The organism is Rhodoblastus acidophilus, from assembly GCF_025961575.1.
GTDB classification, from domain to species: domain Bacteria; phylum Pseudomonadota; class Alphaproteobacteria; order Rhizobiales; family Beijerinckiaceae; genus Rhodoblastus; species Rhodoblastus acidophilus_C.
Genome location: NZ_JAOQNX010000007.1, coordinates 21,735 through 36,801, shown reverse-complemented (window position 1 = coordinate 36,801; position 15,067 = coordinate 21,735). Strand labels below are relative to the sequence as shown.

The 15,067-nt window shown below is 66.3% G+C and carries 11 protein-coding genes; 3 read left to right on the top strand and 8 right to left on the bottom strand.

Features of this window, described 5'->3' with window-relative positions:
* Positions 1-21: 21 nt before the first annotated feature.
* Positions 22-2,199 carry a carbamoyltransferase C-terminal domain-containing protein gene (locus tag M2320_RS06395; protein WP_264596563.1) on the top strand — a complete coding sequence of 726 codons (2,178 nt, stop codon included), beginning with the start codon at positions 22-24 and terminating at the stop codon, positions 2,197-2,199.
* Between the two features lie 3 nt (positions 2,200-2,202).
* On the opposite strand, the gene M2320_RS06390 is transcribed toward M2320_RS06395, so the two are convergent.
* The 8 genes from M2320_RS06390 to M2320_RS06355 form a co-directional block, all read right to left on the bottom strand.
* Positions 2,203-3,360, bottom strand: coding sequence for a sensor histidine kinase (locus M2320_RS06390; RefSeq protein ID WP_264596562.1), 1,158 nt, complete (start codon positions 3,358-3,360; stop codon positions 2,203-2,205).
* Between the two features lie 149 nt (positions 3,361-3,509).
* Entirely contained in the window at positions 3,510-4,400 is an 891-nt protein-coding gene (locus M2320_RS06385) for a DUF2171 domain-containing protein (protein ID WP_264596561.1), read from the bottom strand.
* A gap of 122 nt (positions 4,401-4,522) precedes the next feature.
* On the bottom strand, positions 4,523-4,747 hold the full coding sequence (locus tag M2320_RS06380) for a dickkopf-related protein (RefSeq protein ID WP_264596560.1): 225 nt from the start codon (positions 4,745-4,747) through the stop codon (positions 4,523-4,525).
* A 66-nt stretch (positions 4,748-4,813) separates the two neighbouring features.
* Complete coding sequence (locus M2320_RS06375) at positions 4,814-5,950, bottom strand: MFS transporter (protein ID WP_264596559.1); 1,137 nt, start codon at positions 5,948-5,950, stop codon at positions 4,814-4,816.
* Between the two features lie 34 nt (positions 5,951-5,984).
* The gene (locus tag M2320_RS06370) at positions 5,985-7,274 is read right to left on the bottom strand and encodes a glycosyltransferase (protein ID WP_264596558.1); all 1,290 of its coding nucleotides are present in this window, start codon (positions 7,272-7,274) and stop codon (positions 5,985-5,987) included.
* Complete coding sequence (locus M2320_RS06365) at positions 7,271-7,906, bottom strand: class I SAM-dependent methyltransferase (RefSeq protein ID WP_264596557.1); 636 nt, start codon at positions 7,904-7,906, stop codon at positions 7,271-7,273. Before M2320_RS06365 ends, M2320_RS06370 begins: the two co-directional genes overlap by 4 nt.
* A gap of 12 nt (positions 7,907-7,918) precedes the next feature.
* On the bottom strand, positions 7,919-10,222 hold the full coding sequence (locus M2320_RS06360; RefSeq protein ID WP_264596556.1) for a glycosyltransferase family 2 protein: 2,304 nt from the start codon (positions 10,220-10,222) through the stop codon (positions 7,919-7,921).
* On the bottom strand, positions 10,192-12,489 hold the full coding sequence (locus tag M2320_RS06355) for a glycosyltransferase family 2 protein (RefSeq protein WP_264596555.1): 2,298 nt from the start codon (positions 12,487-12,489) through the stop codon (positions 10,192-10,194). The genes M2320_RS06360 and M2320_RS06355 overlap by 31 nt, the downstream gene beginning before the upstream one ends.
* Positions 12,490-12,997: 508 nt before the next feature.
* Between M2320_RS06355 and M2320_RS06350 the strand changes: the two genes are divergently transcribed.
* Together M2320_RS06350 and M2320_RS06345 are read left to right on the top strand one after the other, a co-directional pair.
* Complete coding sequence (locus M2320_RS06350) at positions 12,998-14,077, top strand: hypothetical protein (protein ID WP_264596554.1); 1,080 nt, start codon at positions 12,998-13,000, stop codon at positions 14,075-14,077.
* A 47-nt stretch (positions 14,078-14,124) separates the two neighbouring features.
* A complete protein-coding gene (locus tag M2320_RS06345; protein WP_184428754.1) occupies positions 14,125-14,997 on the top strand; it encodes a calcium-binding protein in 873 nt (290 codons plus the stop codon).
* Positions 14,998-15,067: the final 70 nt, after the last annotated feature.

Below are 15,067 nucleotides of genomic sequence, written 5' to 3'. Positions count from 1 at the left end.
ACAGGTTCGAGGTGTCCCCTTATGAAGCATTCCCGTTCGGCCCCGCGCACCGCTCCGTTGAACCCCCGGCTGGGCAAGCTGGGGTTCCGCGTGGCCCTGCCGATTGCCGATCACTATTTTCGTACAAAGAATTTCTACAGGGCGAACAGCGCTTTGGCGGCCGAGCGGGCGCGGGAGTTGGCGGCGCGCGTCGGACGCGGCGAAACCGCCTATCTCGTCGGCTTGAGCATTGGCGGATTCCACAACACCGGCGCCGCGCTGGTCGAAGTCTCCCCGGCAGGGATTCGCGTCATCTGCAACAATGAGGAGGAGCGGTTTTCCGGCCAGAAACACTCCAACCATTATCCCCGTCACTCGCTTGACGCTTTGGCCGAGATCATGAACAGCCGGGGGATTCGGCCGGAGCAGATCGTCGCCTGGCTCGCGACCTATGATTACGCCCTGCTGATGGCCACAGGCGCCCGGTCGACCCTGGAGGAATTTCCGGGAAGCCTCGCCATGATCTTCGAGGAGCACGGCCCCACCTACAACGGCGACGATCTGAAGGAAGGTTTGCGCGCGCCAAAAGACCTCGCGCGCCGCTTCGGGCTCGACGCGCCGCCGCCGATCATCGGCATGCCGCATCACGACGATCACGCCTATTTCTCCCATGCGGCCTCGCCCTTCGCCCGGGAGAAGGCGCCGGTCATGGTCGTCGTCGTCGATGGCTCCGGCGACGCCGGCTCCATCTCGCTTTACCTAGCGGAAGAGGGCAGGCTGCGGCTGTTGCGCTGCAACGACAGCCTGTTCGATTCGCTCGGCATGTTCTACGCCGTGCTCAGCGCCACCCAGGGCGGCTGGACCGCGCTCAGCAGCGAAGGCCGCTATATGGGCGCCTCCGCCTATGGCGACACCAATCGTGCAACGAACCGTTTTTATGCGGGGCTGCGCGATATTTTCGATCTCCGCGAAGGCGGCGAGGTGCGCCTCAACCGCTCGCTGGCCAACTGGCACCGCAGCATGCTGCGCAACCCCTACACGCCGGAACTCGCCGAGATCATGGGGCCGCCGATCCCGCCGGAAAATATGTGGAATCCCGACGCCGTGCTGCGGGTGGAGGACATCAAGCATTCGCCCAACACCAAGGAGCGCCTGGACAAGGCGGCGGCGGTGCAGATGGTGTTCGAGGACGCCCTGATCCATCTGATCGACGGTTTTATTCGCGAAACCGGCTCCGACCGGCTGGTGCTGACCGGCGGCGCGGCGCTCAACGCCGTGGCCAACATGCGCGTCCTCGACCATTTTGACGCCGCCTATTACCAGCGCGTCCTGCAGCGCGCGACTCGGCTGCATCTCTGGGTTCCTCCGGTGCCCGGCGATTCCGGCGTCACCATCGGCGCCGCTTACGCCTTCGCCGCTGTGGCGGGCGTGGGCGCGGGCCCCGGCCTCGACCACGCCTTCTATTGCGGGCGCGCGTCGCAGAAATCCGAAATTTTGCAGGCGCTGAAGGGCGCCGACGACGTGGCCTGGATTGAGCTCGGCGACGCCTCGCAAAAATCCGAACGCGAGGCCATCGCCGATTTCATGGCCTTCATCACCGCGCGGGACGGCGTGATCGCGCTGTACCAGGGCGCCGCCGAGACGGGGCCGCGCGCCCTCGGCCACCGGTCCTTCCTGGCCAATCCCTGCAATCCGAACACGCGGGACACGCTCAACGCCCGCGTCAAATATCGCGAGGCCATTCGGCCGCTCGCGCCCATGGCGACGCTCGAAGCCGCCAAGGCGCTTTTCGAATTGTCCGAGGGCGGCGCGGACGACGCCTACAACGTCTACAATTACATGGTGCTGATCGCCCAGGCCAAGCCGGAAGCCTATGAAAAAGTTCCCGCCGTGATTCACGCCGATGGCAGCGCGCGCATCCAGATCGTGCGCGAACACACCGATCCCTTGACCCACGCCTATCTGAAGGCGCTGGGGCGGCGCAACGGCGTCGAGGTTGCGGTGAACACCTCCTTCAATGTCGCCGGGCCCATCGCGCAAACACCGGCCCAGGCGCTCGACACCATCCGCCGCGCCAAGGGCATGGACGGCGTGTTCATGATCGCCGAGGAGGGACCGGCCTTCGTCGCTTGGACCAAAAAGGAAGGCGGTCGCATCGAGACCTGGCTCAAGGAATGGAAAGAGGCGACCAGCGCGCGCGTTTGCGCGACGGAGAGCTGAGGCTCAGTGCAGCGGGCTTTCCGCCGCTTTGCGCAGCGGTAGAAGCATGTCGCAACACACGCCCTCCCGGCCAAAACTCACCTTGGCCTCGGCGCCGATATGACGCAGGCCCCGCTCGATCATGATCATGCCAAATCCGGTCTTTTCGGGCGGGCGGACGGGCGGTCCGCCGCCCTCCGCCCAGCGCAGCGCGAGTTCGGGCCGCTCGCTGAGCGACCAGCTAATGTCGACGCGTCCGCCGGGCGCGGAGAGGGCGCCATGCTTGCGCGCGTTGGTGGCGAGTTCATGCAGCACGAGGCCGACGTGCTGCGCCATTTGCGGTTCAAGCATCGCCTTGGGGCCGCACAGCCGAATCTGTTCGGCGTTTTCCTGACCGATCGCCAGCTGTTCCTGGATCAGCTCCGCGAGATCGGCGCCCGTCCAGGTCGTGCGTGTGAACAGCTCGTGCGACCGCGACAGAGCTTGCAGCCGTCCCTCGAATCCGGCGACGAAAGCAGCGGGATCCCGCATGCGCCGCAGCGTCTGTTTGGCGATCGCCTGCACGGTCGCGAGGGTGTTTTTCACCCGGTGGTTCAGCTCCTCGAGCAGAAGCCTCTGGATTTCAAGCTGGCGGCGCGCTGTCTGTTCGCTTGCTGTCAGCGAGGCCACGAGCTGGACATTGGCGATGGCGGTCGCTGTCGAGCGGGCGAGCGTTTCCAGCAGCGAAACGGTTTCGGCCGCCGGCTCCTCGTAACGCGCCCAATAGGCGCCGATGGCGGCGATGGGATTTTCGACCCGCACCGGCGTCATCACCAGGCTCTTGACGAAGGTCAGTCGATAGGCGTCGGCGGGCACGCGGGCGTCGGCATAAATGTCGGGAATGACGGCGGTCGCCCCGTTCAGCATGCACCAGCCGGAAATGCAGGCCGACATCGGAAATTTCTGCCCGGTCCACAGCGGCGAAATCGCGCTTTCCGCGACATAGTGGCAACGGTCTTCGTCGCGCAGGACGAAAGTGACGCCGTCGGCCCCGGAAATTTCGCGCGCGGAGACGCGGACAATCTCCACGATCTCATCAAGGTCGTGCGCCGCGGAAAGCCGCTGGATCGCCGCCACCAGCGAGGACCAGCGCGCGGCCGAGACGGCGTCGACCGGCTCGGCCTGCGCTATGGATGGAAGCATCGCCTTCCCCTTTGCAATCTCCGCGCGCAGCCTAGGCGGAGTCGCGCCCGGCATCAAGCGGAAGCGCGGCCGTAAGGGCTTGCAAACGAAGGGAGTTTGGCGATAGGCGGACGACCGGAGGCGCGCCGGTCGTCCCAATCGGCGGGAGCTTAGTGCGCCGTCCACCGGCTCCAGGCGTCGGCTGCGGAGAGCTTGAGTCTGGCCGCCTGGTCGACGGAGGCGATCCAGTCCATGGGGATGAGATGATGCTCGCCGTGAGCCGCGGGATCGTCCTTCTTCAGCTCGATGGACGCCCCTTCAATATGGTCGATGACGCCGACATGCTGTCCGTCTGCCCCCAGAACCTCCATGTTCTCGGAAAGGCGGTTCGTGAAACCTTGCTCCGCGCCGCCGGCCAGGCCGGCGCCGCCGGCAAACGCCTCGCCGATCCGCTCGCCGAATGTCTCGGCGCGCATCGACTCTTCCGGCGCCGCCACGCGGTCCTGCGCCGGCGTCCGCGCATCAAAATTGTGGATGCGCACGCGCCCGCGATTCACCGCGCGCCCGAACTGATCGTCCGGAGTCGTCGGCGGCTGGCCCATCGGCGCCGCCGACGGGGTGGAGGCGGCCGCAGGCTCGCCCGCCCCAAAAGCGGCGCCGCCGCCCAGGTCGGAGCTAAATGTTTGCGCGGCCTGGCTTGGCGTCGCCGGTTCGTGCGTCCAGCCTTGCTGGCGCCATTGCTGCTCGCGCTCGTCGAGATCGACGGAGCCGTGCTCGTCGAGAATCTCGCAGGCGCGATCGACACGCGCCTCGTCGACATGCGCCACGACCATGATTCCGCCGCGCCGCAGGCCTTCGCGATAGCTGGGATATTCCGGCGCGGCGCCGAACACTTCTTTCAGAAACGCCCAAAAGCCGGTCTCGGGCTCTTGCGTGGTCTCGGTCGGCCCCGCCTCCGGCGAGACCGTGAGGTCCGTGTCTGTGATCCCATAATCGCGCAGTCTGGCGAGCGCGGTTTCGGCATGCGCGCGGCTGTCGAAGAACGCCGTTACGGTGTGCATCATTGCCTCCCGGATGTTTTCTGAATGCGGGCGGACGCCCTCATCGAAGTGATGCGAAGAACAAGCGTCCGGCCGGGTTGGTTCCGGGCGGTCAGTTCGCCTTTCGAGTGAGGCGCATCGGCTTACTTGCAGACTCCGGCGGACATGTCGCATGTCCCGGAGGCGCAGACGACGTCGCGCTTGCAAGGCGCGCCGGCGGCTTGCGGCGCCTTGCAGACATGCGGGTTCATCGCGAGGATGCAGACTTGGCCGGAGCCGCAATCCTTGTCTTCCTTGCACTCCTGCGCGACGGCGGCCTGCGACAGCAGCAGCGCGAAGGCCGCGGAAAGCAAAAGTTTCGCCGGCATGGATTCATCCTCCCGTTTCCTATGAGAGTGCAAGAACAGCAACCTGCCGAACGGGGTTCCCTTCTCTCACGCGATCTTCGCGTTGCGGGGAAGCGCCAGGATCAAGGGCAGGGCGAGACCCGCCAACGCCGCCATGGCCCAAAAGCTCGCGCCGCCGAACCGCGCGAACAAAATGCCGGAGGCCAGCGACATGGCGGCCGTCGCCGCGCCGACGCCCAGAGCGCCATAAAGGCTTTGCGCGGTAGCGGCGGCGTCTGCGGGCACGGCGCGGCCGATCACCGACATGGCGGTGAGATGCAGCAAGGCAAAACTCAGTCCGTGCAGCGGCTCGGTGAAAGCCATGGCCGGCGCGGCGGCGGTCAGCGCCATCACGCTCCAGCGCAGGATGGCGGCGCCGATCGCCAGCGCGAAGGCGCCGCGCTCGCCAAGCCGGCGCAGCAATGCCGGACCGACCAGCAGAAAAACCAGCACTTCCGAGGCCACGCTTTCGGACCAGAGCAGGCCGGCGACAAAGGGAGAGACGCCCGCCTGCGTCCAGTAGATCATTGCGAAGCCGTCATGGAGCGCGTGGCTGCCAAGCGCCAGCGCCGCGATGAGGACGACAATGCGAAACTCCCTGTTGGCCAGAACCTCCGACCATCGCGATCCCTGCGCCTCAGCCTGCATCGCGGGCTCAGGCGCGCGCAGGGCGGCGAGTGTGGCGAGCGCCAGCAGGACGGCCTGAACCAGCGCCGGAGCGGTCGCGCCAAATCGCGCCGCAAGGGCGCCGCCCGCAAGCGAGCCCAGGATGAAGGCGGCCGAGCCAAAACCTCGGATGCGGCCGTAGGAAAATTTTTCGCGCGCGGCGGCGGAGACCGCGATGGCGTCGGCGAAGGGCGCGGTCGGCGCCAGCGCGGCGGCTTGCGCAAGCGCAAGGGCGATCAGCGCGGGGCCGGCGAGCGGCGCGGCATAGGAGGCGGCGGCGAGCGCCGAGCCGGCGCAGGCGCCGGCCAGCGCCCGGCAAACGGCGCGACGGGCGTCGGCGGCGTGGCCCAGCAGAGGCGCGACCGCCATGCGCACGAGCACGCCGGCGCCGATGACGGCGCCGATCGATTCAGGCGGCAGGCCGCGCGCCTGCAGCAGCGGCGGCAGGTAGGGCGAAAGCGCGCCAAAACCGGCGTAAATCAGCGTGAACAGGAGGATCAGGCTCGCGGGACCGCCCATGCGCATCTTTCCGATGACGGGTGCAGATCACGCTTTAACGCCCCGACGCCCGCAGCGCCTCAACCTGCGGCGGAAACGCCAAGCCAATTCCCGGCGCCTCGACGTTGTGCGATCCCACCAGTCCTTCAATCCAGTGGATGAGCTTCGGCGTGCAAATGCCGCGCGCGTTAAAATGATCCCGCACGAATTGCCGTGCGCGCACGCGTCGGATCGCATGGGCCTCGGGATCGGCGAGGGCGCCGACGATGGTTTCGGCGAGAGCTTCGCGGTCGAACATGGGCGCGAGCAAGCCATTGTCGCCGTCGATCATTTCGCGCACCGGCGCCGTGTCGGAGCCGATCACCAGACAGCCGGCGCTCATCGCTTCCAGAAGCGACCAGGAGAGCACGAAGGGATAGGTCAGATAGACATGCGCCGATGAAACCTGCAGCACGCGGCGATAATCGCCATAGGGCAGGCGGCCGAGAAACAGCACGCGCCGTTCGTCGAGGCGTCCCCGCAGTTCATCGAGCAGCGCCGCCTTCCATGTCGGATGCTTACGGGGGGGCACGCCGTAGGAGATTCCATCGTCGCCGACGATGACGATCTTTGCCTTGGGCCGCGCCTCGAGGACGCGGGGCAGCGTGCGCATAAAACTGTGAAAACCGCGGATCGGCTCAAGGCTGCGCGCCGAATAGGTGACGATCTCGTCGGTTGCGCTGAGGCGCACACCATCGCTCAGAGTCAGCGCCGCGCCGGGATCGGGCGCGAAATAATCGGTGTCGACGCCCTCGTGGATGACCTCGATCTTGTGGCGAAAATCCGACGGAAATGTCGATTTTTGCCAGCGCGTCGGCGACAGCGCCGCGTCGCAGGAGGCGAGCGCCAGCAAGGTCGCGGCGTTCTTGCAGTCCAGCGCCACGGCGCCGTCGACGCCGAGCGCGGGGAACTCCGGGTCGAAGCCGACATCGCCGCCTTCGGCGCGATAATAATATTCGCAATAGACGACGAGTTTCGCCTTGGGAAAGACCGCGCGCAGCGGCAGGTTTTCGCCCCAGCCGGGATGAACCAGGATCAGGTCGGGGACGAACCCGTCCTGCGCGAGCCGCGTCGCCGCGTACAGCACCTGCTCGGCGCGGCGGGTCTCGCCGTCGAACCGCCTGGAAAAACTATGCGCGGGCGTGTGGGGCGCTACGCCCGCATAGCGGTGCAGCGACACGCCCGGCATGGCGCGCGCGGTTTCGCTGCCGATGGCGGCCATTTGCACGCGAGGGTCTCCCGCCAGCGCCGTCGCCAGATTGCGGAATTGCGCAGGGAAATTGTTGTGGACGAACAGCAGCTTCATGCAACGGCCCTGCGGGGTTCGGAGAAGGGCAGTCCGGCTTGCGCCAGGGCGCGGTGGATGCCCAGGCGATCGGCGTCGCGCATAAAACCGACGGCCCAGAGGTCGTAGCCGTCGCCGCGACAGCACCAGGCTTCGGCAAAGCCTGCATGGGCCAGGGCATAGCCGAGGCTCTCGCGGCTAAAACCCATGCGATGCGCCATAAAAGCGTTGCCCGCGGCGATGGCGCCCTGGTGGCCCCAAAGCATGTCGAGCGGCGAAATGGGGCCGGCCGGCGAGGTGTAGACGGGCTGGTCGAATTTGCCTTCGACGATGAGCTGGGCGATGGCGACGACATCGGGACAGGTGATCAGGGCAAAACCGTCGGGGCGCAGCACGCGGCGGAATTCAGCCAGCGCCTGCCGCGCCTCATGGGCGAAAAGATGCTCGATGTTGTGCGACGACCAGATCGCGTCCACGGCGCCATCGGCGACCGTCGCGCGCATGTCGACCATGGAGGCGACGACATCGGGTTCGACGTGGGGGTCGATGTCGAGGCGGATTTCCCGCCAGCCGGCGCCCTGGAACGCAGGATGCAATTTGCGGCGCGGGCCGCATCCGACATGAAGCACGAAGCGCGGAGCAGGCTTGTCCATGAGCGTCATCCTCTAATAGCCCGGCGGCGGCTGCACGCCGGGTTGGATCTGGTTTCGGCGCGGCGCCAGCGATCGCGGCGGCCAGGCCAGGGCGGAATAGGACGGGTCCGACAGCGCGAGCAGCGGGCTGTAAAACGGGTCGGCGGCCAAAGCCTCGCTCCACTTGTGCCGGAGCATCCAAAGCTCGCGGCGAAAGCGGCTTGTGGCGTCCTCTTTTCCGCGCGACGCCGACTCGTGATGGGTGAGGACCGCGTGCGGCGTGAACACCACCCGCAACCCCTTTTCGCGCACACGCAGGCAATAATCGACATCATTGAAATTGATGGGGAAACGCAGCGCGTCAAAACCGCCGAGCTCGAGAAACAGGTTTTTGCGCGTCATCATGCACGCCGCCGTCACCGCGCTGGTTTCTCGGGCGACTTCCAGCGCGCCGAAATAGCCGGGGTCCCGGTCGATGCGGTCGCGAAAATCATGCGCGCAGCCAAAATTCACCCCGAGCGTGACGCCGCCATGCTGGACGACGCCGCTCGGCCACAGCAGTTTCGCGCCGACGACGCCGACGGTCTCGTCAGCGAGACGCGAGGCCATTTCCTCCAGCCAATGCGCGTCCCGGGCGACGACGTCATTGTTGAGGAAGCAAAGCAAGTCGCCCTCGGCCTTGGCGGCGGCGAGAGTGTTGATGTGGGAAAAATTGAACGGCCCCGGCGCCCGCACGACCACGACGCCTTTTTGCGCGGCTTGCTCCAAAACACGAAACGTCTGCGGATCGCTGGAATCGTTGTCGATCACGATGATCTCGTGGACCCCAGCGGTCGCGGGCAAAATGCTGTCGATGCAGGCGCGCAGGAGATCGTGGCGGTTGCGCGTCGGAATGAGGATCGACACTTTGCCGCCGCCCTCACGCTGAACGCGGCAGCGCGGCGCCGATGCGCTTGCGACCGGGTCGACTTTCGCCGCGATCCGCCTCTGTCGCAGATGCGCGGATGTCGCCTGCGCCAGCAGGCCGGAATCGTCGAGGCGGCCCTCCATGCGCATCGCCGGCCCCGGCAGGTGGACGGTTTTTTCGCCGGCGCCCTTCTCGTCAAAGGTCAGATTCGCGAGCCGAAAAAGAGTTTTGGCGCGCGCGACGGCGCATTCGACCGTGGCGCGCGGGATGAGGAAGATTGGAGCGAAATAGGCCTGCTCCAACATGCGCTCATAGTCGAAGGCGGGCAGGGCGACCGGCCAGCCGCCGATCTCGTAATCGGCATAGATGAGGCTGGCGTCGGGATGCGCGTCGGCGGCGGCGGCGAAGCGCGCGAGCGCGTCGGCGTTAAGCGCGGCGCCGGGCGCGACGAACAGAAACCAGGCGATTCCGCCAGCGTGGTCGCGGAGGAAATCGGCGAGGTCCTGTGGAGAAAAAGTCAACGCGCTTTCGGCGCAGGGCAGCACGCCGCAGGTCCAGCGGCGATGCGTTTGCGTTTCGAGACTTTCCAGCGTCGCCTCTACGCCTTCGCCATCGAGCGCGAGCACGCCGATAAAAATTTCGCTCGGCGCGGGCGCCGCGGGCGCAAAATTTTCGCGCGCTCCCGCGTAGCGGCTGAACGGCAGCGCGCCCGGCATCAGGCGGTCGAAAAACTGCGCGGTGAGCCGTTGGCCGGGCGGCGCGTCCAGCTTGGCAAGCGTCGCTTCGAGCCCGCCGGGCGGCGCCACGAAAGTCACCGGACTGCCCTCAAGCTCGATGCCGCGCCCCACCAGGAAGGAGGCGGTCCAAACCCGCCCGTCAGCCAGATGGTCGGGGAGGGTGACATCAAAACCGAATTTCGCCTGGGGGCGCGGACGGTCGACGTGCCGCCAGTTTTCCGCGCGCGCGGTGGCGACGCGTTCGCCGTCGATCAGGATTGCAATTTCGGGCGGCGCCCCGTCGTTCGAATCCGCCCAGCCGGTGAAGCGCAGGCCGCCGCTCCATTCGACAAAACCATGTGACGACGGAGCAACCGCTTGTGCGGGAGTTTCGCCGCCGAACAGAAGCGGCGCGCCGACCGGCGCGCCAATATTTGCGAGCCGCGCCTCGACCATTTTGGCATGGGCGAGAAGGGTTTCGGGGACCACGAAGGTGAAGCCGCAACAGCCGTCGCCAAGACCGCGCTCTTTCGCGGGCGCGCTGGCGTGATCGGCCAGCGCAGCGCCGATGTGCAACCCGTCGACGAGCAGTTCGACGGTGAAACGCCGTTCGGGTTGCGCGGCGTCAAAGGCGAAGCCGGAGACGGCGCGCGCATCGCGCCGAAAAAAATCGCTGACGAGGGTCATGGCGCGCTCGGGTTCGTTTCCAGCCATTGCTCAATCTGGAGCAGGGTTTTGGGCGTGTCGGATGAAGGATGCAGGGAAAGGTCTTCGGCGCATTCGCGGAAATTCGCGCCGGACCAGTCGAAATAGGCGGCCGGCAGCGCACGGACCCGGCGCCAGGATTCGAGCGCCCAATAATGCGAGCTGCGATAGGGGAGCAGATAGCGGCCGACGCCATATTGCCGCGCGACGCGCTCCTGTTCGTCACCGATCGGACCGGTGACGAACAGGCCGCGTCCCATCAGCCGCGCGTCGATCGAGGTTCCCCCGAGGACGATCGCTCGCCCGGCCGCGGGCGTGTTGGCGAGATCGAGCAGGAAGGAGAGGGTTTGAGAGGTCTCCTCCGGCAGAATGATCCCGAGCGCCGGTCCTGCTTCCGCGACGCAGGCTGCGACGCTGAGCGGGAAGTCCCCGCAGGCGGCGCGGCTCATCGCGTCTAATGGGATTTCCCCGGTCATGGCGAGCGCGTTGGTCCGCATCGGCATCTCCGCGACAAGGCGCAGCAGCGGCGCGCGAATTTTTGTCAGCGTGCGAAGCAGAGCCGGCGCCAGTTCGCCTTCTCCGGCGATCTCGATCGTCTCCGGAGACAGCGCGCCAAACAGGTCGACAGCCGCGTCGGCGTCGAGGGCGATGTCGAGTTTTTGCGGCGCGCCGCCAAAACCTTGGAGCCGCAACCGCCAGCCGGCGCCGTCATGCGAGCAGAGGCCGATCACGGGTTTTCCGCCCTGTTCGACAAGCACGCGGGCGCGCAGCGTGAGGATCGCGCGGGCGCGCGCCGGGCCGATCAACAGGCGCCGTCCCGGCGCATCGGCGATCAGCGCCCGCTCGATTTTTTCCCGCGCAGCGGCGAGCGGGTCGAGCAACATATAGGCGTCGCATTCGGCTTCGTGGGCGGGGAAGCGGCGCTTCAGCACGCGATGGTTGCGGGCGACCAGTTGACGTTTCTCGCCGCGAAACGATCGCGATCCCAGATGCGGCGTGAAAATCGAGGGCGCGCAGACGTTGCGAAATCCGGCTTCGCGGATGCGCAAGGCGAAATCGGCGTCTTCGAGATAGCCGTTGTCATATTCCTCGCAGAGCGCGCCGACGGCGTTCAGGCAGGCGCGCGTCAGATACAGGCAGAAGCCGATGCTGGCGGGCGTGTCGACGACGATATCGCGATTGACGGCGCCGGCGGTTTCATGGACGCGCGTCCACCCTTCGTCAAAAGCGTTCTCGACGAAGGGTTTGGGAAAACTGACGAATTCGCCGTGGTTGCTCAGCGGGTTGATCGCGCCGATGCGCGGGTCGCGGCGTGCGATGCGACGGAAACGGGTCACAATATCGGGCGCGACCAGCGTGTCGGCATTGAGCAGCAGAACGTCGCCGTCGGGGATCAGCGACAGCGCGCGGTTGACGGTTCCGACATAGCCGCGGTTGCGAGGGTTGACCACGAGACGGGTCATGGAGCGGCGCGAGAACTGGCGCAAATATTCGGAAAGGGCGGGGGTGGGCGAGGCGTCGTCGAGGATCAAAACATGGACGTCGGCCGTCGCGTGCAGCACCGCATCGACGCAGTCCAGACAGGCGCGCGTGGCGTCGAGATCGTCGTAGACGGGAATGACGATGGTCGCGGTTCCGGGACCGCAGGGCGCCTGCGCTCGCGTCTCTCGGCCGCGCCAAGGCAGACGGACTGAGGCCAGAACCGCATCGCCTGCGGACACCTGAGCGAGGACGCTTTCGCGGTCGGTGGCTTCAAGGGAAAAGGCGGCGGCGCAGCCGAAAAAACGCGCGCGCGGGTCGGCGGGATCGGGCGTAAGCGCGAAGGTTTCCACGCGCTCGCCGAAGATGGAAACGCTCGCTGTTCTGTCCGCGCGCCACGCCGCCCATCCCTCGATCTTTGCCGGCGGAACATATCGGATCGCGGCGGCGCCGGCGGCGCCGCAAGCGGCGAGATGGGCGAGCGCACCCGCAGCTTCGTCCGCGCTGCGCGCCAACAGCGCCTTCGCCGCGCCCGAACCGAGGTCGCGCAGATTCCGCTCCAATACCTTGCGCGCGCCGAGCGGATTGAGCGGATCGCGCGCGAGCGCGGCGACAAGATCGGCCTGTGCGAGATCGTCGAATCCGGCGAGGCGCGCGGCTTCGCTTCGCGTCATCAGGCTGGCGACGGAGGCGCCGCCGATACGGCGCCACCGGTCGGCGTAAGCGAGCGCGGATTGTGCGTCGCCGCAATGGAGCGCGACGAGCGCGGCCTCGGGCTCAGCGCCCGCCGGCGCCATGGCTAAGCCGATGTTTCCCGGGCGCAATTCAGGCGCTCGCGGCAAAGGCGCGGCGCGACCTCGGCTTGCGCGACGCGTCATGGCTACGCAACGTCATTACAGTGAAGTTCAGCATCAAGCTTTGGATCATATTACGGTGATTTCGCTCGTTGCTTTCAAACGCTGCGGAGCTTCGCGTCGTGAGGCGCATTGTAGACATGCGGATACTGGTTGAAACGCAAAACATAACTGCGCCTTTCTGGCGGGAATCGAGGCTTACCTGCGTCAATAAATCCTATTATCCGCTATGCCTGCGCGTCAGTGGAATATCAAAAAAGATCGGTTCTGCTTGGTTTTATGCTGTTGGTGAACGCGAATTATGATTCTTATTCGCAAAATGAAGTAGTCAGATGTTTGAGTAGAAAATTGTGGCGTCATGGTATGTTCTGTTAAACAGTTTTAACTTTTGCGTCTGGGCGAAAACATTACATGTTGCTAACGATTGGCCGTCGAGTTCGGGAGGACATGCATGAGCCAGTCGGAAACCAGGGGAGAGCGCGTCGTCACCATCCCCGTCGCGCCCGGCATTTTTGTGCTGCGCTACGTGGCCGCCGGGGCGTCCGTTCCGCCGCATTTGTTCCTGCGCACGTCGCCGGCCTCCGAAAATTCCGTGGCGCTGATCTTCGCGCCGGGCGCCACATCCGGCGTGCTTGCGGCGCCGGGCGCCTATGCGCTGGTGGTCGCGGAACGCAGCGGCCGCGTTCAGCTCACCATCGTCGGCGCGCCCGGCGAAGATGACGGCGCCGAAATCAAGATCGAGCCGCTCGGCAAGATGATCGAAGCGGCGACCCCTTCGCTCGACGGCGCGATCGGACCGGCGCGCCGAGAGGAGCCGATAGAGCCGCAGGCGCGCATCGACGTCGCGGCTCCCACTTCAGCCGATCCCCATGGTCCCGGGCGGCGCGGGCGCCCCCCGGCCGTGTCGAGCGCCGCCGGCGACGCTGCGAGGCCGACGCGTTCGGGCATTGTCGTCGCGCGCGGAACCGGCCAGGGCGCCGCGGAGCGCGCGCCGGATCTGCGCCCCGAACGGAACGCCGCGGGCTTCGGCTTCGTCTGCCATGTTGCGCGAAAAGGCGATGTCGGCGCGGCTGGCGGCGCCTGGATCGGCGGTCCCGGATCGCCTGCGGTGATCGAGGGCGTCACGCTGCACTGGAGCGCGCCCGCGGGCGAAAAACTCGAATATCAGGCGCTGGTTTCCGGCGCCGGCGGGCGATGGTCCGACTGGGTCCAAGCCGGCGCTTTCGCGGGCACGCGCGGCCGCAGTCTGCCGCTCGTCGGACTGCGCGTGCGCATCGCCGGCGGCTCCGGCCGTTTCCGCCTTCAGGGCGAGGCGGTTTTCCTCGGACTGCCGGCGGTCGTCGACTCCGGCGAGAGCCTGGAATTCTCCAGTTATGCGGGCGTCGATCCGCTGGTCGGCCTGCGCTTGCAGGTCGCGCCGATCGAAAACGCCGCTGCGAGCGAGAGGCCCGCGCCGGGGCCCGAAATGACGAAGCCCGGAACAGGATTGCGGGTCTTCAAACCGATGCGCGCGGCAGAACGCGCTGTTTGAGAGGACAGGGATGATCCCTGAGGACATCACACAACAGGAGGTTGTTTATGGCGCAATATGCTCTGGATCTTTCGACGGCCCAAACGGTATCGGACGCAGCCGTCCAATCCATTCTCAATACGCTCAATCCCTCGCTCGGCGCGCTGTCGGACGATCAGCTCGCCAGCTTTGAGCAGCAATTGGCTTCGATCGGGACCGGCGGTTCGCTGACGCTGCAAGGCGTGCAGATCGATCAGGCGGATTCGACCAGCGACCATACCGTTTACAACATGAAATTTGCAGCGGGCCAGGGCATCGAGGTTCAGGCGGGCGAAGGCTTCGACACGATTTCCGCTTCCGGATCGGACACGGTCTATGGGTCGACCTCGGCGACCGGCGCGGCCAAGCTCGTCGCCGCCGGCGGCGACAATCTCTTGTTCGGCGGCGCCGGCGCGGATTCCATTTATGCGGGCACCGGCCATGACACGCTCGTCGGCGGCGACGGCGCCCAGGCGCTCTATGGCTCGTCGTCGCACAGCGGCGCGGCGCTGCTGATCGCGGGCAGCGGCGACCAGATCCTCAAGGCGGGCTCCGGCAACGACACGCTGATGGCCACCAGCGGCGACGACAAGCTCTATGGCGGCACGGGCAATTCGACGCTGATTTCCGGTTATGGCCACGACACCATGTATGGCGGCTCCGGCCCGCTGAGCAAGACCACCTTCATCGTCTCGTCGGACACGTTCGGCGGCGATGTGATCAAGGGCAGCGCGACGGGGGGAACCAGCATCGTCGAATTCGCCGATCTCAACAGAAACGACGTCGCCATCAACACCGACGCCAAGACCGGCGTGACCACCGTGTCCTATGGCGGGCAATCCATGCAGATGAGCAAGGTCAGCGAAATCGATTTCGCCAACGGCCAGCATCTCAAGCTCTGACCAGGGTTTGGCGCGCGCATCATAAAAATTTGCGCGCGCCGCCCGCCCGATGTGATGACGAGGGAGCGCA

Excerpts from the sequence above, each read along its gene's own strand:
- M2320_RS06395 (WP_264596563.1), top strand. The coding sequence starts at position 22 with ATGAAGCATTCCCGTTCGGCCCCGCGCACCGCTCCGTTGAACCCCCGG.
- M2320_RS06390 (WP_264596562.1), bottom strand. The coding sequence starts at position 3,360 with ATGCTTCCATCCATAGCGCAGGCCGAGCCGGTCGACGCCGTCTCGGCC.
- M2320_RS06385 (WP_264596561.1), bottom strand. The coding sequence starts at position 4,400 with ATGCACACCGTAACGGCGTTCTTCGACAGCCGCGCGCATGCCGAAACC.
- M2320_RS06380 (WP_264596560.1), bottom strand. The coding sequence starts at position 4,747 with ATGCCGGCGAAACTTTTGCTTTCCGCGGCCTTCGCGCTGCTGCTGTCG.
- M2320_RS06375 (WP_264596559.1), bottom strand. The coding sequence starts at position 5,950 with ATGGGCGGTCCCGCGAGCCTGATCCTCCTGTTCACGCTGATTTACGCC.
- M2320_RS06370 (WP_264596558.1), bottom strand. The coding sequence starts at position 7,274 with ATGAAGCTGCTGTTCGTCCACAACAATTTCCCTGCGCAATTCCGCAAT.
- M2320_RS06365 (WP_264596557.1), bottom strand. The coding sequence starts at position 7,906 with ATGGACAAGCCTGCTCCGCGCTTCGTGCTTCATGTCGGATGCGGCCCG.
- M2320_RS06360 (WP_264596556.1), bottom strand. The coding sequence starts at position 10,222 with ATGGCTGGAAACGAACCCGAGCGCGCCATGACCCTCGTCAGCGATTTT.
- M2320_RS06355 (WP_264596555.1), bottom strand. The coding sequence starts at position 12,489 with ATGGCGCCGGCGGGCGCTGAGCCCGAGGCCGCGCTCGTCGCGCTCCAT.
- M2320_RS06350 (WP_264596554.1), top strand. The coding sequence starts at position 12,998 with ATGAGCCAGTCGGAAACCAGGGGAGAGCGCGTCGTCACCATCCCCGTC.
- M2320_RS06345 (WP_184428754.1), top strand. The coding sequence starts at position 14,125 with ATGGCGCAATATGCTCTGGATCTTTCGACGGCCCAAACGGTATCGGAC.